General features: G+C 55.7%; 18 protein-coding genes. 11 read left to right on the top strand and 7 right to left on the bottom strand.

The window, feature by feature from the left end; all coding sequences use genetic code 11:
• Positions 1-58: 58 nt before the first annotated feature.
• The 5 genes from WBY09_RS00460 to WBY09_RS00440 all read right to left on the bottom strand — a co-directional run bounded on the left by WBY09_RS00460 (position 59) and on the right by WBY09_RS00440 (position 7,135).
• A complete protein-coding gene (locus WBY09_RS00460) occupies positions 59-2,074 on the bottom strand; it encodes a TRAP transporter permease (protein WP_286792034.1) in 2,016 nt (671 codons plus the stop codon).
• Between the two features lie 5 nt (positions 2,075-2,079).
• The gene (locus tag WBY09_RS00455) at positions 2,080-2,556 is read right to left on the bottom strand and encodes a DUF1850 domain-containing protein (RefSeq protein ID WP_286792033.1); all 477 of its coding nucleotides are present in this window, start codon (positions 2,554-2,556) and stop codon (positions 2,080-2,082) included.
• 31 nt (positions 2,557-2,587) lie between these two features.
• Positions 2,588-3,553: a TAXI family TRAP transporter solute-binding subunit gene (locus WBY09_RS00450; RefSeq protein ID WP_008889049.1), complete on the bottom strand. Its 966-nt coding sequence runs from the start codon at positions 3,551-3,553 to the stop codon at positions 2,588-2,590.
• Positions 3,554-4,013: 460 nt separating this feature from the next.
• The gene (locus WBY09_RS00445; RefSeq protein ID WP_336231761.1) at positions 4,014-5,423 is read right to left on the bottom strand and encodes a sigma-54-dependent transcriptional regulator; all 1,410 of its coding nucleotides are present in this window, start codon (positions 5,421-5,423) and stop codon (positions 4,014-4,016) included.
• Positions 5,420-7,135: a sensor histidine kinase gene (locus WBY09_RS00440; RefSeq protein WP_336231760.1), complete on the bottom strand. Its 1,716-nt coding sequence runs from the start codon at positions 7,133-7,135 to the stop codon at positions 5,420-5,422. Before WBY09_RS00440 ends, WBY09_RS00445 begins: the two co-directional genes overlap by 4 nt.
• A 315-nt stretch (positions 7,136-7,450) precedes the next feature.
• On the opposite strand from WBY09_RS00440, the gene WBY09_RS00435 reads away from it, so the two are divergent.
• From WBY09_RS00435 to WBY09_RS00395, 9 genes are all read left to right on the top strand, one after another.
• Complete coding sequence (locus tag WBY09_RS00435) at positions 7,451-8,167, top strand: response regulator transcription factor (protein WP_008889052.1); 717 nt, start codon at positions 7,451-7,453, stop codon at positions 8,165-8,167.
• Between the two features lie 86 nt (positions 8,168-8,253).
• Positions 8,254-9,903 carry a stimulus-sensing domain-containing protein gene (locus tag WBY09_RS00430; RefSeq protein ID WP_336231759.1) on the top strand — a complete coding sequence of 550 codons (1,650 nt, stop codon included), beginning with the start codon at positions 8,254-8,256 and terminating at the stop codon, positions 9,901-9,903.
• A gap of 110 nt (positions 9,904-10,013) precedes the next feature.
• Complete coding sequence (locus WBY09_RS00425) at positions 10,014-10,454, top strand: HPr kinase/phosphorylase (RefSeq protein WP_336231758.1); 441 nt, start codon at positions 10,014-10,016, stop codon at positions 10,452-10,454.
• A 16-nt stretch (positions 10,455-10,470) separates the two neighbouring features.
• The gene (gene rapZ / locus WBY09_RS00420) at positions 10,471-11,403 is read left to right on the top strand and encodes an RNase adapter RapZ (protein WP_008889055.1); all 933 of its coding nucleotides are present in this window, start codon (positions 10,471-10,473) and stop codon (positions 11,401-11,403) included.
• A gap of 17 nt (positions 11,404-11,420) precedes the next feature.
• Entirely contained in the window at positions 11,421-11,825 is a 405-nt protein-coding gene (locus WBY09_RS00415; RefSeq protein WP_008889056.1) for a PTS sugar transporter subunit IIA, read from the top strand.
• 64 nt (positions 11,826-11,889) lie between these two features.
• Complete coding sequence (locus WBY09_RS00410) at positions 11,890-12,165, top strand: HPr family phosphocarrier protein (protein WP_008889057.1); 276 nt, start codon at positions 11,890-11,892, stop codon at positions 12,163-12,165.
• 79 nt (positions 12,166-12,244) lie between these two features.
• A complete protein-coding gene (gene ptsP / locus WBY09_RS00405) occupies positions 12,245-14,041 on the top strand; it encodes a phosphoenolpyruvate--protein phosphotransferase (RefSeq protein WP_051007567.1) in 1,797 nt (598 codons plus the stop codon).
• 225 nt (positions 14,042-14,266) lie between these two features.
• A complete protein-coding gene (gene ahcY / locus WBY09_RS00400; protein WP_008889059.1) occupies positions 14,267-15,562 on the top strand; it encodes an adenosylhomocysteinase in 1,296 nt (431 codons plus the stop codon).
• Between the two features lie 129 nt (positions 15,563-15,691).
• A complete protein-coding gene (locus WBY09_RS00395; RefSeq protein WP_064780501.1) occupies positions 15,692-16,072 on the top strand; it encodes a 5-carboxymethyl-2-hydroxymuconate Delta-isomerase in 381 nt (126 codons plus the stop codon).
• A gap of 24 nt (positions 16,073-16,096) precedes the next feature.
• Here WBY09_RS00395 and WBY09_RS00390 read toward each other — a convergent pair whose 3' ends face one another.
• Positions 16,097-17,071 carry a DUF294 nucleotidyltransferase-like domain-containing protein gene (locus tag WBY09_RS00390; protein WP_336231757.1) on the bottom strand — a complete coding sequence of 325 codons (975 nt, stop codon included), beginning with the start codon at positions 17,069-17,071 and terminating at the stop codon, positions 16,097-16,099.
• Between the two features lie 158 nt (positions 17,072-17,229).
• Here WBY09_RS00390 and WBY09_RS00385 point away from each other — a divergent pair, with 158 nt between their 5' ends.
• Complete coding sequence (locus WBY09_RS00385; protein WP_064788153.1) at positions 17,230-17,559, top strand: DHCW motif cupin fold protein; 330 nt, start codon at positions 17,230-17,232, stop codon at positions 17,557-17,559.
• 12 nt (positions 17,560-17,571) lie between these two features.
• Here the strand turns inward: WBY09_RS00385 and WBY09_RS00380 are convergent, their stop codons facing one another.
• Positions 17,572-18,828 carry an HD domain-containing protein gene (locus tag WBY09_RS00380; RefSeq protein ID WP_336231756.1) on the bottom strand — a complete coding sequence of 419 codons (1,257 nt, stop codon included), beginning with the start codon at positions 18,826-18,828 and terminating at the stop codon, positions 17,572-17,574.
• A gap of 273 nt (positions 18,829-19,101) precedes the next feature.
• Between WBY09_RS00380 and WBY09_RS00375 the strand changes: the two genes are divergently transcribed.
• Positions 19,102-21,651, top strand: a complete 2,550-nt coding sequence (locus WBY09_RS00375) for a sensor histidine kinase (RefSeq protein WP_336231755.1) — start codon at positions 19,102-19,104, stop codon at positions 21,649-21,651.
• The last annotated feature ends 71 nt before the right edge of the window (positions 21,652-21,722 follow it).

Below are 21,722 nucleotides of genomic sequence, written 5' to 3'. Positions count from 1 at the left end.
GAAAAAGCCCGCAAGCATGATACTTGCGGGCTTTGACTTTCGTCGGGACGGAGATGGTTTAGCTTGCGGCGACTGCTGGTGTCGGGGTGTTCTTTTTGCCCTGCCACCAGTTAAAGCCAAGAACCGCAAGAAGGACGATCGTGCCAGCGATTTCTGCCCGGATGTCGGGATAGAACACGCCGATGGTTGCCGGAACGATGATGATGCGTGAAAGCACATCCATCGGGGCAAACAGATAGCCTTCAAGGGCGGCGGCAAAGGCGACCAGACACAGGATCGCGGTAAAGCCGGTCCAAAGGACGATCTGGATCGAACCGCCTTCGATGATTTCCGGATTGAAAACCATGAAGGCCGGGATCAGATAGAGACCCTTGGCGAATTTCCACGCCTGAATACTGGTTTCCATCGGACTGGCGTTGGCAATCGCGGCCCCCGCGAAGCCCGCCAGGGCAATCGGCGGTGTGACGTTACTGTCCTGCGAATACCAGAACACAACCAGATGCGCGATCAGAAGCGGAATGCCGAACTCGTTCGAAAGGGCCGGACCCACCAGCACGATCAGAACGATATAGGATGCCGTGACCGGCAGACCCATACCGAGGATCAGGCTTGCGATCAGCACCAGAACAAGCGCCAGAACGATGTTGCCACCCGAAAACGCGATCATCATAGACGAGAATTTCAGGCCAAGACCGGTCACGCCAACCACGCCGACAATGATACCGGCAACCGCACAGGCCATCGAAACGGCAACGGCGTTTTTCGCACCAAGTTCAAGGGCGGCAATGGTGATCGCGATGCCCTTGCGAATGGCGGCGATCAGTTTTTCGTGGCTTGGTTTTTCACCCTGCTGTGGGGCGACAAAGAAGAACCACAGGGCATAACGCAGGGCGGCAACCGCCATCACTGACAGAATGGCCCAGAAGCCCACCCGCATCGGCGAGATGTTAAGCACCAGCAGGTAAATCAGGATGCCCAGCGGCAGGATGAACTGCCAGCCTTCCTTGAGAACTTCTTTCCAGTCCGGAAGCTCTTCGACCGGCATGCCGCGCATGCCCTGTTTCAGGGCAACGATATGCACGAACAGATAAACCGTGCCGAGATAGAGGATCGCCGGGAAGATCGAGACCAGAACGATGTCGAGATACGGCACCTGGGTATATTCGGAAATCAGGAACGCACCCGCCCCCATCAGCGGCGGGGTGATCTGACCACCGGTGGATGCCGCGGCCTCAACACCGCCGGCCTGTGCCGGGCGATAACCGAGCTTTTTCATCAGCGGAATGGTAAAGGCACCTGTGGTGACCACGTTGGCAATGGCTGACCCACTGATCGATCCCATACCGGCCGATGCCAGAACGGCGGCCTTGGCCGGGCCGCCTGGTTTCTTGCCGGTGGCGGCATAGGCCATATCGATAAAGAACTTGCCAGCACCGGTGACTTCAAGAAACGCCCCAAACAGAACGAACATGAAGATATAGGTCGCAGCAACCCCCATCGGCAGGCCATAAATGCCTTCCTGGCCGAGGTAAAGTTGCCCGACAAGGCGATCAACGTCGTTGCCGCGATGGGCAAGAATGCCCGGAAGCCATTCACCGACCCACGGCAGCGCACCGCGCGGACCCGACAGGGCGTAAATGATGGCAACGATGCCAATCACGGTCATGCCAAGGCCGACGGCACGGCGGCTGGCCTCCAGCACGGTGACGGTGGCAATCACGCCGATGATCAGGTCGGTTTCGCTCCAGAAACCGGCGCGGTTGATGATTTCATCAAGAAAGAACGTAAGATAAAAGCCCGTGGTAAAGGCGCCGGCCAAAAAGGCGAGATCAATCACCCAGCCAAGGAAGCCGCGCTTTTTGTTGCTGCCGAAAATCGGGAACATCAAAAAGGCCAGGAACATCACGAACGCAAGGTGAATACTGCGTTGATAGAACAGGCCAAGCGGCTCGATCCCTGCGCCATACATCTGGAACAAAGAGAGTGCGACTGCGACAATCGAGATTGCCCACAAAACCAGTTTTGGCTGTGGCAATCTATCCGTCATGGATGGCAGCGTTGCCTGTTCGGACATGAAATTTATTCCCCGGTATCAAGGCGGATGGTGACACGGGTGTGTTCAGCCATCTTTGAAAGGTTGATTTCGTCACGGTCGGTGACGATACGGTGGTTCACCGCAAGTGAGCCGACGCGCAACACATAGGCATTGCCGCGTACAGGTTCGTCGATATCTTCGATCCAGTATCCGCCGCCTTCTGCGCTGGTCAGAATACCGCGACCGGGATAATGACCAAGTCCCGCCGCGAAGTCGGGCTGATAGGCGCGATGGAGAACCATCTTGCCAAGATCGTCTACATAACAGTCAATCACGCCATCACCGGTGACAGAATGGTTCCAATACAGGCACCAGCCGGTTTGACGCGGAATTTCGGTTCTGGCCAGAAGCGCCCCGTCCGCACCGATCACCTCAAGATGATCAATGACGGTGCCGGGTTTGACGTTATCCTGATCGGCCGGGCCAGCACATGCCGTGATCAGGAGAAGAAGGGCGGCCATTGCTGGCCGCCCGAACTTTTGCAGAAGCATCTTACTTGATCAGCTTCGGCGGAATCGGCATGCCGGTTTCTTCGTAGTAACGAAGTGCGCCCGGATGCATCGGGATCGGGGTCGAGTTCAGAGCGAAATCAACCGTGGTGTCGTTTGCTGCCGGGTGGATGGCGATCAGTTCGTCGACCTTTTCAAACAGGGTCTTGGTGATCTGATAAGCCAGTTCCTCGTCCATTTCTTCGTTCACGAACAGAACGTTCGGGGTCGAAATGGTGTTAACCGGTGCAGTTACGCCTTCGTAAACGCCTTTACGCAGGGCGTACGGTGCGAAGGTCGGCTCTGCATCGAGGGCCGCCAGGATTTCATCGTCGGTCAGCGCGATCAGTTTGATTTCACGCGTGGTCGCGAGGTTCAGGATCGAGCTGGTGGGCGGACCAACGCTCCAGAAACCGGCATCGATGTCACCATCACGAAGGGCATCTGCGGTTTCGTTGAAGTTCAGGCGCTGTTCTTCGATGTCATCATAGGTGATGCCGTTAGCAGCAAGCAGGGTCTGTGCCGAAACTTCGGTACCCGAACCCGGTGCACCAACAGAAACGCGCTTGCCTTTAAGGTCGGCAAGGCCGTTGATGCCGCTGTCGGCCATGGTGACGAGCTGAACAGCGTTCGGATAGATCGACGCCAGAGCGCGAACGTTATCAAGGGTACGGCCTTCGAATTTACCGGTGCCGGTGTAGCCAGCATAAACGGTATCAGCCAGACCGATTGCGATGTCACTGTCGCCACGGGCAATCAGGCCCATGTTTTCAACAGATGCGCCGGTGACTTCGGCAACAGCACTGGTGCCGTCGATGTATTTGGTGATCAGTTCCGCAAGGCCACCGCCATACGGATAATAGGTGCCACCGGTACCACCGGTTGCGATTGACAGTTGCTGTGCCGACGCGGGTGCGACGGTCAGCATCATGGCTGCGGCTGCTGCGGTGAGCAGGGTACGGAGCTTCATGATAGTCCTCCCTAGGGTTAAACACTTAAGCGACGAATAGATCCAAGAGATCGTAAAACAATATGGGTCTTCACGTTCGTTGGCGGCCTGTAAACCGGGCCTGTTGTTTTTGGGTTTTCGAAGATGCCGGATGTTGATCGCAACATGGTTGGCCGATCAAGCCAAACGGGCACCCTTCAAAGACCAATTCCAAGAGATGATTTTAAGTCAGCCGTTTGAACCGTCCGAACCGGACCGGCTGTCAGATTTCCTCCCTCGGATTTTTGTCAGTTTATCATTTTGGTGTTTTAAACTGCAATGAGTATGCCAAACAGGAAATAAAATTAACAATTACAAATCAATGACTTAGATTGCTTCAATTTGTCAATTCGGCATAATCTTGCCGATTTACCAAAATGGATCGGCGGATTCTTGCCGACTTGTTGCGTGTGCGAACAAAATATCGCAATGCAACAATACCTTAGGCCGGTTTGTCACGCCGGATGTTGAGTTTTTTCATTTTCTCGTTGAGTGTCCGGCGCGGGATATCGAGTTCTTCCATCACCGATTTGACATTGCCGTCATGGCGGTCAAGCGCATCGCGAATGATGCGTTCCTCAAACTCGCGGACCTGATCGGCAAGGGCAAGATCGCCAGTGGGGGCTGTTGTTGGTTCAAAACCACCCTTGAACAGCCGTTTGAAGCGTTCCTCAGGGCTTCCGACCAAAAGAACATATCGTTCGGCCATGTTTTTAAGTTCGCGGACATTGCCCGGCCATTCATGGGCCCTGAGTTGCGCGATTAATGTCGGGGACAGGCGTTCATACGGGCGTTCGAACCGCTCAGCCGCCCGTTCTGCAAAGATATCAAACAGAAGCGCGACATCATCCTGGCGTTCGCGCAAGGGGGCGATGGACAGTTCAAACGTGTTGATGCGAAACAGCAAATCTTCACGGAAATTGCGCTTCGCAACGGCGGCGACCAGATCTTCGTTGGTCGCACAGATCAAACGGAAATCGACCTTCACCGGCGCGTTCGACCCCAGACGGACCACTTCGCGCTGTTCAATCACGCGCAGCAATTTGGCCTGAAGGGCCAGTGGCATGCTTGATATTTCATCGAGAAACAGCGTGCCGCCAATCGCATGTTCGATCCAGCCGATCCGTTGGCTTGCCGCCCCGGTAAAGGCGCCCTTTTCATGGCCAAACAGTTCGCTTTCGGCCGTGCTTTCGGGGATGGCGGCACAGTTTACCGCGACAAATTTTTCATTGCGCCGGTCGCTTAGGTCATGGATGGCACGTGCGACCAGTTCCTTGCCGGTACCGGTTTCGCCTGAAATCAGAACCGGGACTTCGGTTGGCGCGATATTGGCGATTTCATCCTTGAGGTTCCGCATCGGCATCGAATTGCCGATCAGGCGGGATTCAAGGCTGCCGCGGCTTGCGATCTGACGCCGAAGGTTGCGGTTTTCAAGAACAAGATGGCGCTTTTCAATGGCGCGTTCAAGACTTTCGACAATGTCTTTGGGCTCGAACGGTTTTTCGACGAAATCATAGGCGCCGCTTTTCATCGCCTCGACCGCCATCGGCACATCGCCGTGGCCTGTCATCAGGATGATCGGTATGTCCGGGTCGGCGGCCAGCACGGAACGGGTAAATGTAATGCCATCAAGCTTGGGCATTTTGACATCGGTCAGGATCACGCCGGCAAATTCGGGGCTGATATCATGCAGGGCCTGGCGGGCATCTTCATAGACCGTGACGTCAAAGTCGGAAAGTTCAAGCCACTGGGCAAGCGAGATACGCATCGCCTCGTCATCGTCGACAATGATGATGTGCGGTGTGATCTGAATTTCTGCGTCACTGTGTGGCACTTGCTTGGTGGTCGTCACGGTGTTTTACCCTTGAGTAACGGCAGACGGACTTCGAAACAGGCCCCGGCCGTTTCGGTGTTATAGGCTTTTATGCTGCCCCCGAAGTCCCGCACAATGCCATAAGTTACCGAAAGTCCCAATCCCACGCCTTGCCCCGGATCCTTGGTGGTAAAGAACGGATCAAACAAAAGCGACAGGGTTTCTTCATTCATGCCAGGCCCGGTATCGGTAATCTGCATGATGACGTCGGCTTTGGTGCTCGTAAGGTCAATGCGGATGCGTTTGACCGAACTGTCGGCCATGGCATCCAGTGCGTTGCGGATGATGTTCACACAAATCTGTTCGATGCGCACAAGATCGGCCTGGATCACCAGTGGCGTATCGGGTTCATTGCGCTCAAGCGTGCATTCTTCCTGCTGCAATTGGGGGCTAAGCAATTGCAGGGTGTTATCAAGGGCGACCTTGAGGTCGACCGGCTCCAGCACGCCGGTGGATTTACGCGAAAACGTCTTGAGCTGGCCTGTGATCGCGCCCATGCGTTCGGTGAGTGCGGAGATCTGGTTGATGTTCTGATCAAGCTTTTCGGTTTTGCCACGTTCCAGCATCAGTTTGGCACTGGCGCAGAATGTCCGGATTGCTGTGATCGGCTGGTTGATTTCATGGGCGATGGCAGCCGACATTTGACCGAGGGCGGCAAGCTTTCCGGCCTGGACCAGTTCGTTCTGGGTGCCGCGCAGTTCTTCTTCGGTTTTGCGCCGAACAGCGATTTCTTCCTCAAGGCGGATGTTCAGTGCCTGAATGCGGGCAAATTCGCGCGCCTCGCGCTGGGAGGCGAGCTTGAGTTCGCGTTCGCGCAAAAACAGGATGATCAGAATGATCAGTCCGGCACCACTGACGGCAATGAACAGGGCGGCGGCCTGACGGTTGGAAACATAATCCATCGATGTCAGGTAATAGAGCCGCCATTTGCTGTCTTGCATGTGTTTGTCATCAAACAGGAAGCGTTCGGAATTGATGGTGACAATGCCCGTACCCTTGGCCAGTTGCTGGCCGATATCAAGGGATGCCAGTTCCTTGCCGGGATATTGTTGATGGCGGACAATCCGGCCGCGCACCTCGGGCGAGAGTTCCGAAAGCGTGCGGTATTTCCAGTCGCCGCGACTGGTCATGGTAATCACACCGTCTTCATCGGCGACAAAGACGGTTTCCCCACCTTCCTGCCAGTTACTTTCGACTTCATCGAGTTCGATCTTCACCACTGCAACGCCGATGATTTCATCGTCACCGCGGATCGGGTTGGAAATAAACAGGCCGGCCCGCCCGGTGGTCACCCCGATGCCAAAGAAAAATCCCTCGCCACCCGTAATCGACTGACTGAAATAGGGGCGAAATCCGTAATCCTCGCCAACAAAGCTGTCGGGTGTGTTCCAGTTGCTTGCCGCGACCGTCATGCCGGTTTTGTCCATGACATAAAGGGCGGCCGCGCCGGATCGTTGTTTGACCCGTTCAAGATACATGTCCGCGGTGCGGGGATTTCCGGTGCCGGTGATGGCAGCGATCACTTCGTGATGGCGGGCAACGACATAGGGCAGATAGCGATATTGATCGACGGCTGCGCGCAGTGAACTGTCATACAACGCCAAGCGTGCCTGTGCGGTGCGATGCAATTCATTGATCGTCAGATTGCCGGTCGAACTGACAACAAGCCAGACAACAAGTGTCGAAATCAAAACCCCGGCAGCGGTCAGGCTGGCACGGCTGAACTTGCTTAACCAATAGAAAATCGCGACCTCCCGTCGGGTCAGGGATCAATTTGGTTTGTCCCGCGTTCGGGACAGGTGGGCATTTTACCCTGATGCGATGATTGTTATTTGCCGCAGTGGCGCAAAGTCAACAAATACAGCGATGTGACAGATTGCACTGCGACTGTATTCGACAAGCCTTAATTATGCCGCAAGTGGTTATTTTTTCGCCACATTGGAATGTAAATTGTATAGTCACCACACGAATGAGTGAAATGTATCTGTCCAGTAGATGAGGTCCAGGTGAGTAAGATCGCACTTGTTGATGACGACCGTAATATCCTGACGTCGGTTTCGATGGCGTTGGAAGAAGAAGGATATGAGGTCCTGACATATTCTGATGGCTCGGAGGCACTTCATGCCATCACGAAGGAAGAGCCTGATCTTGCGGTGCTTGATATCAAGATGCCCCGTATGGACGGACTGGAACTTCTGACCCATTTGCGCAAGAAAACCGAAATGCCGGTGATCTTCCTGACGTCCAAAGATGACGAGGTTGATGAACTGACCGGCCTGCGCATGGGTGCCGATGATTACATCAAGAAGCCGTTTTCCCAGCGTTTGCTGATTGAACGTATTCGCACCCTTTTGCGTCGCGCGGAAATCATGCGTGCGGGCGGTGTGCGCCCGAACGGGTCGGATGATGTTCTGCAACGCGGTGATCTGGTGCTTGATCCGTCGCGCCACATGTGCAGCTGGAAGGGTCAGCACGTTAATCTGACCGTGACCGAGTTCCTGTTGATTCAGGCACTGGCCAAACATCCGGGGCACGTGAAAAACCGTGACCAGCTGATCGATGCGGCCTACGGCGAACATATCTATGTCGATGACCGCACGATCGACAGTCACATCAAACGCCTGCGCAAGAAATTCCGCGAGACCGACAAGGAATTCAAGGAAATCGAAACCCTGTATGGCGTCGGTTACCGGTACCGCGACACGGCCACTGTGGCAGGTTGATCAGGATTTATGACGCGCCGGAGCTTTGTGCTTCGGCGCGCACTCTTTTGCAGGCCCGCTTCCCGGGCCGGTTATTGCAGGTTTGAATGAGCGATCTTGGGACTGGTGATCACGACCAGCACACAGGTCCGTCCGAACCCCGGACGACACGGATAGAGGAACGCCACGGGCTTTTTTCGCCTTTGACTTGGCGGATTCTGGCCGTGAATGCGCTGGCACTTTTCGTGCTGGTGGCGGGTATTTTGTATCTGGGCCGCTACAAACAGGAACTTATTCATTCCGAACTGGAAGCCATGGCGGTGCAGGCGGAAATGTATGCCGCCGCCCTGTCGACGTCGGCGGTGAGTTCCAGTGATGATGCAACCAACCGGGTGAAAATCGAAGTGGCGCGCGAAATGGTGCGCCGTCTCGTCGGGATTACCGGCGCACGCACCCGTCTTTTCGCGACCAATGGCAGCCTTCTGGCTGATAGTCGCAGCATCCAGTCACTTGGTGCGGGCACCATTCAGGCCGAACAGCTTCCACCACCCGGCGAAGAAGATGCCTTTGCCGATATCATGCGCAAACTGACCGATGGCATCCTGACATTATTTGAGGGTGAGCAACCCTTGCCGCTTTATGTCGATCCGCCGGTTGCCAGTGCGGCCGATTATCCGGAAGTGCGTGCAGCCCTTGCGGGCTATTCGCGCGGGGTGGTCCGTGTTGATAGCGAAGGACGCCGGGTCTTGTCGGTGTCGGTGCCGGTTGCACGGTTCAAGCAGGTTCTGGCATCAGTGATGATGACCAAAAGCGGCGAATCGATTGAAAACGCCCTGCATGCGGTCCGCCTTGATATCCTGAAAATCTTTGTCTTTGCCTTTGGCATTACGGTGTTGTTGTCGATCTATCTTGCCGGGGTGATCACACGGCCGCTGAACCGGCTGGCACGTGCGGCCGAACGGGTCCGGCGCAGCAAAAACCGCCAGTTCGCCATTCCCGATCTGTCGGATCGCCGTGATGAAATCGGCGATTTGTCGACCACGCTTCGCGATATGACCGAAACGCTGTGGGATCGCATGGATGCGATTGAACGGTTTGCCGCCGATGTTGCGCATGAAATCAAGAATCCGCTGACCTCGCTGCGCTCGGCGGTGGAAACTGCCACGCGCCTTAAGGATCCGGAACGCCAGCGCCGCCTGATGGAAATCATCGCCGAAGATGTCCAGCGTCTTGATCGCCTGATCAGTGATATTTCCGATTATTCGCGTATGGATGCCGAATTGTCGCGCGCCGAAAGCGAGGAAGTCGATCTTGGTGTGCTGCTTTATACGCTGGGTGAACTTTATAACGCCGATGCCGAGGGCCCGCGGGTCAAGGTTTCGGTGCCTGAAAACCTAAATGTCCCGGCGCTTGAAAGCCGTCTGACACAGGTGTTCAGGAACCTGATTTCCAACGCGATTACCTTTACCCCCGAAGGTGGCGAAGTGCGCGTGCGGGCATGGCGGGATAAAAACTGGGCGGTGATCACGGTCGAGGATGATGGCCCGGGCATCCCGCCCGGCAAGGAAGAGGCGATCTTCAACCGGTTCTATACCGAACGCCCCGCGACCGAGAAATTCGGGCAGCATTCGGGCTTGGGGCTTTCGATTTCCAAGCGAATCATTGCCGCCCATAATGGCGAGCTCAGTGCACAGAATCGCGTGGTCCGTGACGAGGTCAAGGGCGCTGTCTTTACCATTCGCCTGCCGCTCGACTAAGGTTTTTTCTGCGCAGAAAGTGCGAAATGCCTATGCGGGAGGTTAAGTGGATCACGCCCCGGGCTTTTGGGGTTTGACAAGCCAACCTCTGCCAAGCATCGTTTTGCATTATGTCCAAGCTTCACGCAAATTGTGTCCGGATCGGCGCCCATGCGGTGCTGTTGCGCGGACCATCCGGATCTGGAAAATCCGGGCTTTCGCTGCGTCTGATTGATGCGGGCGGTTTTCTTGTTTCCGATGATCGAACCGACCTTGTGGCGCGCGATGGTCGCCTGATTGCCAGCGCACCCGATCAGATTGCCGGGTTGTGTGAAGTCCGCGGCATCGGTGTTGTGCGCGGTTTGCCGCAAAAAACCGAAGGCGACGTGCGGGTTCTGATTGATCTGGTCACCGATCCAAACACGGTTGAACGCATGCCCGAACCCGAACTTGAAGAGATTTGTGGCATTGCGATCCCGCGTTGGACATTATGTGCATCCGATCTGGCCATCGAGGCAAAGATTGGAGTAGCTTTGGCGCTCGCGACGGGTGGAATGACACTTGAACCGTAATCCACAGGACCCAGACTTGCAGAAAACTTCGGCGAATTCTTCGGACAGCCAGAATAAGGCCCTGGGGGCGTTTGATGGCAAAAGCGGACTGGTTCTTGTGACCGGGGTATCCGGTGCCGGGCGCACGACGACCCTTAAAATTCTTGAAGATTTCGGCTTTGATGCGGTCGATAACCTGCCGCTGCGCATGCTGTCCGCCCTGGTGCCAGGCGATTGCCGCCCGGAACAGCCGATTGCCATCGGCCTTGATATCCGGACCCGTGATTTCGGCGTTGATCAGTTTGTCGAGATTGTCGGTCGCCTGCGCAAACAGACCGGCATGGATCCGTTGATGATCTATGTTGATGCCGACACAACGGTTCTGCAGCGCCGGTTTACCGAAACCAGACGCCCGCATCCACTCAGCCATGATCGGCCGTTGGTCGACGCGATTGAACATGAAAAACGCCTGATGGCACCGATTGCAGCGACCGCGGATATGCGCATTGACACATCGCGCCTGAAATCGGCCGAGCTTCGCAAGATCCTGCAAGACCAGTTCGACATTGGCGAAAATGAAGGCCTTGCGATCTTTGTGCGCAGCTTTTCGTTCCGTCAGGGCGTGCCGGCAGAAGCCGATCTTGTTTTTGACGTTCGCTTTCTGCGCAACCCGCATTATGATCCCGAGCTTCGCCTGATGACCGGGATGAATGCGGCTGTTGGGCAATACATAGAAGAAGACCCGGATTTCGCCGGGTTTATCGACCGCCTGAAGGCAATGCTGGAGCCGATTTTGCCGCGCTATGCGCAGGAAGGTAAAAGCTATCTGACCATTGCGGTCGGGTGCACAGGTGGTCAACATCGTTCGGTTTATATCGCGCGGTTACTCAATGACTGGATTGCCGATCTGGGATATGACACACATCTCAGCCATCGGGACAAACCGGACGAGCCGACCTCGGGGGAGTGAAAAATGGAGAAAACTGCATGATCGGGATGGTGCTGGTCACCCACGGCGATCTCGCGAAAGAGTTCGTATCTGCCTTGCAGCATGTTGTTGGCGAACAGGAAAATGTCGAAGCGGTCTGTATCGGACCGGATGACGACATGGAACAACGCCGCGCAGATATTCTTGCCAGTGTCGAAAAGGTCGACAGCGGCAAAGGTGTTGTCCTTCTGACTGACATGTTTGGCGGGACCCCGTCCAATCTGGCGATTTCCATTATGGAACAGGCAAATGTCGAAGTCATCGCAGGGGTTAATTTACCTTTGCTGATTAAACTCGCATCTGTTCGCATCGACGGCACCTTGGCCGAAACGGTCAATGCGGCCCAGGATGCGGGGCGTAAATACATCAACGTTGCGTCGCGTTTGCTGAGCGGCGAGGAATAAGTCAGCCACAAAAAGAACAGGGCCGGATGCGCGGGGACAGTGCATCAGGCTTGCGGGGACATACATGGCGCAGAAGGAAAAACGCACTTTAACAATCAGCAACCAGCGCGGATTGCACGCGCGGGCAGCTGCAAAATTTGTTAAACTGGCAGGTGAATTTCAATCGAGCATCATGGTGCGCAACCGTGGCACCGAAGTGTCGGGTGTGTCGATCATGGGTTTGATGATGCTGGCCGCATCGATCGGCACCGAGATCGAGGTCGAGGCCACCGGCCCGGACGCCAAACAGGCGATTGATGCGCTTAACGAACTGGTCGATGCCAAGTTCGACGAAGAATAGGATCCCGCGGATCACGATGTGAGGCCGCGGGCGTCTGAGTTTCGGGAAACAACAAGAACGAGTTGGTAGCAGACAAGGCTTGCAAGTTCCTCCGACAGACCAAACTGTTTCAGATGAAAATAACTCGGGCGTTCGCCGGGTCATAACCGGATTGGGCGCATCGGGCGGGATTGTGATCGGTCGCGCCTTTGTTCTGGATCGCCAGATCGTCCATGTCAGCCGCAAGCCGATTTCCCAAGATGCCGTGCAGGCTGAATGCAAACGTCTTCATGATGGCGTTGCCGAAAGCATTGATCAGCTCAAACGCCTGAAATCCCAATCATCAAGTGCCGAAAGTGCCGCATCCGAGGAACTTGGCTTCCTGATGGATGCCTATATCCACATGCTGACCCAGTCGCGTCTGGTGCGCGGGGCCGAAGAGCTGATCGTCTCGCGCAAGCTTAATGCCGTGCATGCGGTCAGCGAAGTGATCGATGCGATTGCCGAACAGTTTTCGGGCATGGAAGACAGCTATCTTGCGGCACGCGCCACAGACATTCGCGAGGTCGGCCTGCGCCTGATGCGCTGCCTGATCGGCGAAACCGACCGGGCAATGGACAACGCGCCACAGGGGTCCATCCTGATTGCCGAGGATGTCAGTCCGGCCGATATGGCGCGCTTTGAACCGGGCCAACTGACCGCCTTTGTCACCGCCCTTGGCGGGGCAGAGGGGCATACCGCCATCATGGCGAGATCCCTTGGTATCCCGGCCGTTCTGGGGGCTGCTGATATCGTTCGCGGCGTTGCTGGCGGCGATCAGATCATTATCGATGGCGGGCGCGGTGAAGTGATCCTGTCGCCAAGCGATGCCGATATTGAACATTATACCCAACGCCGTGCTGACTGGCTGGCGGCGCGCGAAAAGCTGGCATCCCTTCGCGATGTGCCCTCATCAACGCGTGACGGCATTGATATTGACCTGCATGCCAATATCGAACTGCCAATCGAACTTGCCGCGGCCCTGGAAAACGGGGCGACCGGTATCGGGCTTCTGCGCAGCGAGTTCATGTTCATGAACAAGGACTATCTGCCCGACGAGGACGAGCAATACGAAGAACTTGCCGATATCGTCAAACGCATGGATGGCAAACCGGTCACCATCCGGACCCTTGATATCGGTGGTGAAAAACTGGCCGTCGCCCTTCAAGATGAAATCGTGTCTGGCCCGAACCCGGCCCTTGGATTGCGTGGCATACGGTTATCATTGCGCAAGCCCGAACTGCTTGAAGCACAGTTTGCCGCGATCCTGCGTGCATCCCTGCATGGCTCGGTTCGGGTGTTGCTTCCGATGGTGGTGAACGTGCATGAAATGACGCGTGCGCGTCAGATCTATGAGGCGGTGGCAAAACGCCTGCGCAAGGACGGGCATCCGATCCCCGAAACCCTGCCACCACTTGGTGCGATGATCGAAATTCCCGCCGCGGCGCTGGCGGCGGATACCTTGGCGCGCGACAGTGATTTCTTTGCCATCGGCACCAACGACCTGACGCAATATACCCTGGCGATTGACCGCACCGATGATCAGGTGGCGGGCATGTTTGACCCGCTGCATCCGGCGGTGCTGCGCCTGATCCGCGATGTGATCAAGGTGGCCCGCGAACGCGACATCCCGGTCAGTGTCTGTGGCGAGATGGCCGGTGATCCGCGTTATGTGCCGCTTTTCATCGGGTTTGGCTTGCGTAACCTGTCGATGTCGCCGGTCAATCTGTTGCTGGTCAAACAGCGCCTGCGCCGGCTTGATAGTCGTAATTCCGAACATCAGGCCAACCGCGTCATGGAACAATGGGATTCTGCCCGGATTGCCATGATGCTTGATGACTTCAACGATCTCGCCTGAAAAATCCCGTTCCTCATAGCTTGTTGTGATCGGCATCTGTCCCAACATAGGGGACAGTTTTGCCCGGAATGCAAATTCCGTCAAAAAAGGACTTGAAAACGATATAAAGATATCTTTATATGTGGCCTATAGCGATCAGGGAAATGATCGCAACAGAATTCTTCGGCGTATCGGCAGGATGGAAATTCCATGCGGATGCGCCATTCCTGTTTGATTGGAGACGATATGTCGAACTTTACCGATTACAAGGTCGCTGATATCTCGCTGGCCGGTTGGGGCCGCAAGGAAATCGCGATTGCCGAAACCGAAATGCCGGGCCTGATGGCGCTGCGCGATGAATATGGCGCGGCCAAGCCGCTTGCTGGCGCGCGCATCGTCGGCTGCCTGCACATGACCATTCAGACCGCAGTTCTGATTGAAACCCTGACGGCACTTGGCGCAGAAGTTCGTTGGTCTTCGTGCAACATCTTCTCCACCCAGGATCAGGCTGCTGCGGCGATCGCGGCTGCTGAAATCCCGGTATTTGCCTGGAAAGGCGAGACCGAGGAAGAATTCTGGTGGTGCATCGAGCAGACCATTTCCGGCCCGAACGGCTGGAAGCCGAACCTGATCCTTGATGATGGCGGCGACGTTACCCAGCTGATCCACGACAAGTATCCGGAACTTCTCGAAGACATCAAAGGTCTGTCGGAAGAAACCACCACCGGTGTGCACCGCCTCTATGAAATGGCGAAAAAAGGCACGCTCAAGGTCCCGGCGATCAACGTCAATGACTCGGTCACCAAATCGAAATTCGACAACCTGTATGGCTGCCGCGAATCGCTTGTTGATGGCATCAAGCGCGCAACCGACGTCATGGTTGCCGGCAAGATCGCCGTTGTTGCCGGTTTCGGTGACGTGGGCAAAGGTTCGGCTGCGTCCATGCGCAGCCAGGGCGCACGCGTTCTGGTAACCGAAATCGATCCGATCTGCGCATTGCAGGCCGCGATGGAGGGTTACGAAGTCACCACCATGGAAGACGCAGCACCGGTTGGCGACATTTTCGTCACCACCACCGGTAACATCGACATCATCACGCTTGACCACATGCGTGCGATGAAAGACCGCGCAATCGTTTGCAACATCGGTCACTTCGATTCCGAAATCCAGATCGGTTCGCTGCGTAACTACAAGTGGGACAACGTCAAGCCGCAGGTCGACGAAGTCGAATTCCCGGATGGCAAACGTCTGATCGTTCTGGCCGAAGGCCGTCTGGTCAACCTTGGTTGCGCAACCGGTCACCCGAGCTTCGTGATGTCGGCATCCTTCACCAACCAGGTGCTGGCCCAGATCGAGCTGTGGAAAAACCACGCGAACTACGAAAACAAGGTTTACGTCCTGCCGAAACACCTTGATGAGAAAGTTGCAGCCCTGCACCTTGATCGTCTTGGCGTGAAACTGACCAAGCTGTCGTCCGAACAGGCCGAGTATATCGGTGTTCCGCAGGCTGGTCCGTTCAAGCCGGATCACTACCGTTACTAATTGGCGCTACTAATTGGCATCTGCCGATTTGCATCAAAGCCGGTCTGTTCATTCAGACCGGCTTTTTTGGTGTCCAGATACAAAGCAAGTTGTTAGAAGCATTTTAATCTTGTCAGACGGATGACAGCCATGCCCCAGCTTGAAATCGAATATTCTGCCCAACTGCCAATCAAGGATGAATTGTCCAAGCTGGCGGTTGATCTGCATTACGTCATCGCCCGCGAGGCCGATGCGGAACTGAGTTCTTTCAAGACCCGGATCACGCCGCTGGAAAATGTCGTGATCGGCGATGGCGATCCGAAAAACGCTATGGTGCATCTTGATATCCGGCTTCTGTCAGGCAGGATCAATGCGGTGAAATTCGCCACTGGCGAGGCCGCCCTTGCAGCCCTGATTGATCGGCTGGAATGGCTGGTTGGCGATTATCAGGTGCAGTTTACCGTCGAGGTCCATGACCTTGATCGGGAAAACTACTTCAAGCATGTCACCGACGGCCCGCGCGCGGCCTAATTGCGCCGCCGCGTTTAGGGGTGATTACATCAGAAGCGCTTCGTGGATTGGATGATCCGGGCCATAACGATCATTAAGCAGTTTGATCAGTTCCCGTGAAAAGCCCTTGCCGGCATCAAGCAGGGACCGCAATTCCGTATCATTGCGATCATGCGGCCCAACGCCATCGAGGCGCGCACGTACTTCCGGATCGGAAAGTTCGCGCAGGAAGCGGTCATAGAGTTCGAGTGCCGGCAGGCTTTTTTCGCCAAACACGGTTTGCAGGCGCGTTATGGGTGGCAGCTGTAAAAGTTCGGACAGTTTTTCGCGTTTGCCGGCATAATCCCGGCCTGCGGTTTCGGCTGCTGCGATAATGCCGCCGAAATAAAGCATCTTGCGCGAGAAAACCAGTTTCAGCCGCCGGGGTGCCCAGGCCTTGCTGGCATCGCCTTCGCGGGTCTTGATTTCAAAATCGACGCTGATGGTGCGGTAATAGCGGATCACGTCATTGACCAGAAAACGCGCAATGGAATCACGTGTTACCGAACTGGTGACGTAATTGGCGATCAGATCGTCAAAAAACTTGCGTTTGCCCGCCTCGTTATAGAGCCACTCACATTCCAGCAAGAACAACAACCGACGTGTGGTGATCGAGTTGGTATCGCCATCAAGCCCGATGCGGTTTACCAGTTCCTCGGCGGTGATATAGGACGAAAACGGGCCGTTTACCGCCGGTTTCTTGGTGACCATCTTGCCAAGGATGTCGGCGACCTGTTGGTGCGGGGCCTGACTGCGTTCGGCTTCGCGGCCAATGATAAAGTAATCCAGATCGGATTGATCGGATGCTTCATGCCGCCCATAGGACCCGGTGACCACCACGCAAAATGTATCGCCCGACAGGCTTTTACCCAATGCTTCGCGCATCTCGGCCAGACGGGTGGCCGAGTAGTGCTGATTGGTTGCGATGGTTTGCGGTAACAAGATCGGGACAGCCTCTTGGTGCGACTCGTTGATATCCAAGTATCTGCCTAATGGTTAAAGATTAAAACCACGTTTAACTGATATGGCACTGTCCAATTAAGCTGATTGACAGTTTTATGGGCGCGGCAGATATTTTTCGCGCTTGTTCAATATCTTGAACCTTCTGCGTCCCCCTTGACCACGAAAGTTTTCCCATCATGGACATTTCCGATCTGCCGTTCGGTACAACCGACTGGTCTGCGATTGAACCGACCGAACATAGCGGTGAAACCGGCATGGCGACCTGGCGGACCCGCCAGTTTGGCCCGATCCGTGTGCGGATGGTGCAATATTCCGCCGGGTATTTGGCAGATCACTGGTGTTCCAAAGGGCACATTTTATTGTGTCTTGAAGGCGAACTGGTGACCGAGCTTGAGGATGGCCGGACCTATGTCCTGAAACCGGGTATGAGCTATCAGGTTGCAGATAACGCAGAGGCCCATCGTTCCTCAACCGAAACCGGCGCGACCCTTTTCGTCGTTGATTAAAAAGGCCGTGCCTTAATCAAACAGGCTGGCGGCGGCAGCCTGCTGGGCCGGATCGGTCAGGCTGCCGACACGCCGCAGGAAGGAATGCTTTTCCTCGTAATAGCGTTTTGACAGATCGGCAAAGCAGCGGACTTCGACATCCTTGTTGATGTGAAATTCACGCCGCGGCACCTTGGCCTCGTGCAGGTCAAAGCTGCTGGCCGATGCGCTGAGCTGATGATCGACAACATCGGCAACGCCATCAAGCTCGATCCGGTTTTTGAGACTATGCAGGAATTTCTTGAACGGCGGATGACTGTTCAAGAACGCCTTTTCGGTCAGCAGGAAGTCATCGGCGGCAAAGTCCGGCGCATTTTTGACGACAAATTCGCGGCACAGATGGTCGGTGGCAAAGCACATCGGACCAAAGATGAAATTGCGATAGATGTCTTCTTTCAGCTGCCAGAACTTGTCCAAACGTTTCAGCGAATCTGCATCAAGTTTTACTGCCGCCTCAAGCAACAGGCGCGGGTGGCAATGCACATGGTTGGGATGGACATACGTCTTGGTGCGGCTGATGCCCTCCAACGTGTCGATATTGACCGGGCCGGAAAACAGGGCCGCATGCGGGTGATCGGACTTCTTGGACAAAAGCGCGATCACTTCGTACGGATCGACACCATGTTTGACCAGCAGATGATTAACCGACAGATCAAGGTCGACCTCGCCGGTGATGATCTGATTGGTCAATTGATGGTGGTTGCGGTTAAAGCGGCGCGCGAATTCCGGTTCCAGCGTATGGGAAAACGGGCCATGGCCGATATCATGCAAAAGGGCGGCGGCACCCAAAAGGTCGCAATCGGCATCCGATAGTCCCATCAAACGGCAATAACGTTGCGACAACAATGCCACGCCAATCGTGTGGTCATAGCGCGAATGACGGATATTGGCCGGGCGTCCATTGGGGTGGAACAGATAATCAATGGCACCCAAAAACGAGATTTCGCGCAACCGTTCAAAGGCGGGCGATGCGATCAGTTTCTTGTGCAATGGCCGGTCAAAGGCCGAGGCGATCTGGGCGCGTTTGAAGTGGTAGTTATATTGCGGCACATCGCGAAACAGCAGTTCCCATTCGGCGATGTCATCGGCATTGAAATTGGTATCAAACAGATCACCGATTTCGGGTGCCGGTTTTGCCGCCGCCTTGAGCACGGCAGAGTCCTTTTGTGGCGCGGCCTGCTTGGGCTCTGCGCGCTGGGCAAAAAGATCTAGCTGCGGTTTTGGGCTCATTTTAGGAATGGTTGATGCGCTCAGTTGAGAATGTGTGTCCCGCAGACATAAACGGAATCACCGGCCATGTCATTGCGGTTTTTCCGCAGGATTTCGCCATGAAATACGCCACCAGACAAGCCTGTTGCCGTAATGATGTGAAACGGTGGTAAAAGCACGGCGTTTTCACCATAATAATAGCTCATAAACACAAACGGTTAACAACACGTGACACGGCGAGCATCCGAACAGGCATCCACACAGCTTTGCGCAGGCAAAAAGACAGTGGCGATCATGCGCAGACTGTCTGATTTGGCGCGCCCGGCCTTTTGGCGCAGCACGGGTGCGATGGTTGCCACGTTTGGTCTGTCGATAACCGTGCAGGCCCAGGAAAAATTTCGCCTCAATACCACAACAAACACAGCGGAGGGTGCGACTCCCGCTGTGGCTCAGGCTGATGGCATTGGTGCAACGATTTTCGGAAGCCTGGCGGGCCTAAGCGACCGCGACTGGCTGGTGGTTGGCTTGGCGGCTGTTGGTGGTGCGGCGATTGCCGGTTGGGTTGGTTGGCGGCTGTCGCTGCGCATGCGTCGTCACCTCGAAGAAGTCGAAGATCACGAACACGAACTGGCGGGCGAGACAGAGCTTTTCACACAGCTTTTATTTGCCGGACCCGACCCGGTTTACTATTGGAGCCGCCATGGCTTTGCCGAGGGGGCCAGCCCATCGCTCAAACGCGCCTTCCAGCTGGGTCAGGATGGCCGTTTTCCCGATCTGCTGGATCTGTTGCGCGATGAAGATGCCGCAGCACTCAAGGAACGGGTGCGGAACCTCAAGACCGGGCATGACCGGTTTGAGCTGTGGATCACCACGGTCGATGAGCGAAAATTCCACGTGACCGGCATGGCCGCGCGTAAGGACCGGTCATCGGACGTATTGGCGCACGGTTTGTGGTTCCGCGATGAAACCCGCCATTCGCGCGAACGCGAAAACCAGTTTGGCGATTTTCAGCTGCTTAAATACGAAGTATCGGGCCTGCGTCAGTTAATTGATAGCTTGCCCTTCCCGGTCTGGCGCCGCGATAGCGAACTGCGCCTGATTGATTGCAACATCGCCTATGCCGATGCGGTCGAATATCAAACGATTGAGGATGCCCTCGCCGCACAGGCCGAAATCGGTGCGGGGGTGATTCCCGATCACGGGCGATCACTGGCGGCATCGGTTCAGCGCAATAATGAAAGCCTGACCCGCGATTTCCATGTTGTCATTCGGGGCGATCGCAAATTGCTGCGCATTACCGAAATGCCGGGTGGGGCGGCGAACGAACCCGATGGCCTGATCGGTTTTGCGATTGATTGCACCCCGGTCGAAGAGTTGCAGTCCGATCTGTCGCGTCACATCCGCGCCCATGCCGAGGTGCTTGAAAACCTGGGCACGGCGATTGCGGTTTATGGCGGCGATAAGGGGCTTATTTTCTTTAACACCGCGTTTACCAAGCTTTGGGATCTTGATGATGAATGGCTCTGGACCGAGCCGACCCATGATGATGTTTTGCGGCGTCTGCGCGATGAACGCAAACTGCCCGAAGTCACCGATTTCGCCCAGTTCCGCAATACCGAAAACCAGCGTTTCACGGACCTTCTGAAACCTGAAGAAGACCTGATGCATCTGCCAAATGGCATGACGTTGCGTCGCTTTATCTCGCCCCATCCGTTTGGCGGGCTGATGTTTGTCTATGAGGACGTCACTGACAAGCTGGTTCTGGAAAGTTCGTACAACACCCTGATCGCGGTTCAGCGTGAAACGCTTGAAAGCCTGCACGAGGCGGTTGGCGTGATCAGTGGGGATGGGCGCCTGCGGCTTTATAACCATGGCTTTGCCGATCTTTGGGGCCTTGAAAGCACCTTCCTTGATGTCGCGCCCCATCTGGGCGACGTGGTCGAGAAATCCAAGGATTACTGGCGCGAACGCGACGACTGGGAAAAGTTCAAAAACCGCATGGTCGCGCGGATCACCAACCATGAACCGATGAATGGCCGGTTGGAACGGGCCGATAATTCGATTGTTGATTTTGCCATCGTTCCGCTGCCCGACGGGGCGGTGATGATGTCCTATATCGATGTGACGGACACCATCCGGGTCGAACGTGCGCTTCGTGAACGCAACGAGGCACTGCGCACCGCCGACCAGATGAAGTCCGACTTCATTTCCACCGTGTCGCGCGAACTGACCAAGCCGCTGGATCACATCAATGGCGAGTCTGATCGATTGATCCCGCATCTGACCGGCAATGTGGCGCGCTCGGTCGAAACCATCCGGACCGAGGCGCAAAGCATGCTAGCACTTGTCGATGATATGCGCGATCTGGCAACCCTTGGATCCGGGCAGGTCGCCCTTGAACTTGATACCGTCGATCCACGACGTTTGCTGCGCTCCCTCGAAGCCCTGACACGGGCGCGCTTGGCGGAGCTGAACGTGTCGCTGCGCCTTTATTGTTCGCGCCAAATTGGCTGGATGGTGGCCGATGAACGCCGCCTGAAACAGGCCTTGTTCATTCTGGTGACCAATGTGCTGCGCACAGCACCCGAAGGCAGCGAGGTTTCCGTGGTCGCAAAGCGCAGTGGCGAGGATATCGAAATTTCGATCTCGCTTTCGGACGAAGCCCCGCAACCTATGCTGTTTGAAGGCTTGCGCGATGGTGAATCCCCATCGGCCCGTCGTGCGCTTGGCATGGCAATGGTCCGCGCCGTGGTCGAAATCCATGGTGGACGTGTGAAGATCAGCCGCGATGGCCGCAAGATCGCCTGTATCCTGCCCGCGGGCGAGGAAAGCGATCTCGGCTAAGGCCGCAGACCCGTCAGACAGATACGAAAAAGGCGCCAGATGGCGCCTTTTGCTTTGATGGGGTGATCATG

This window comes from Thalassospira sp. CH_XMU1458, assembly GCF_037027205.1.
GTDB classification, from domain to species: domain Bacteria; phylum Pseudomonadota; class Alphaproteobacteria; order Rhodospirillales; family Thalassospiraceae; genus Thalassospira; species Thalassospira tepidiphila.
This window is presented reverse-complemented; position numbering and strand designations above follow the sequence as displayed.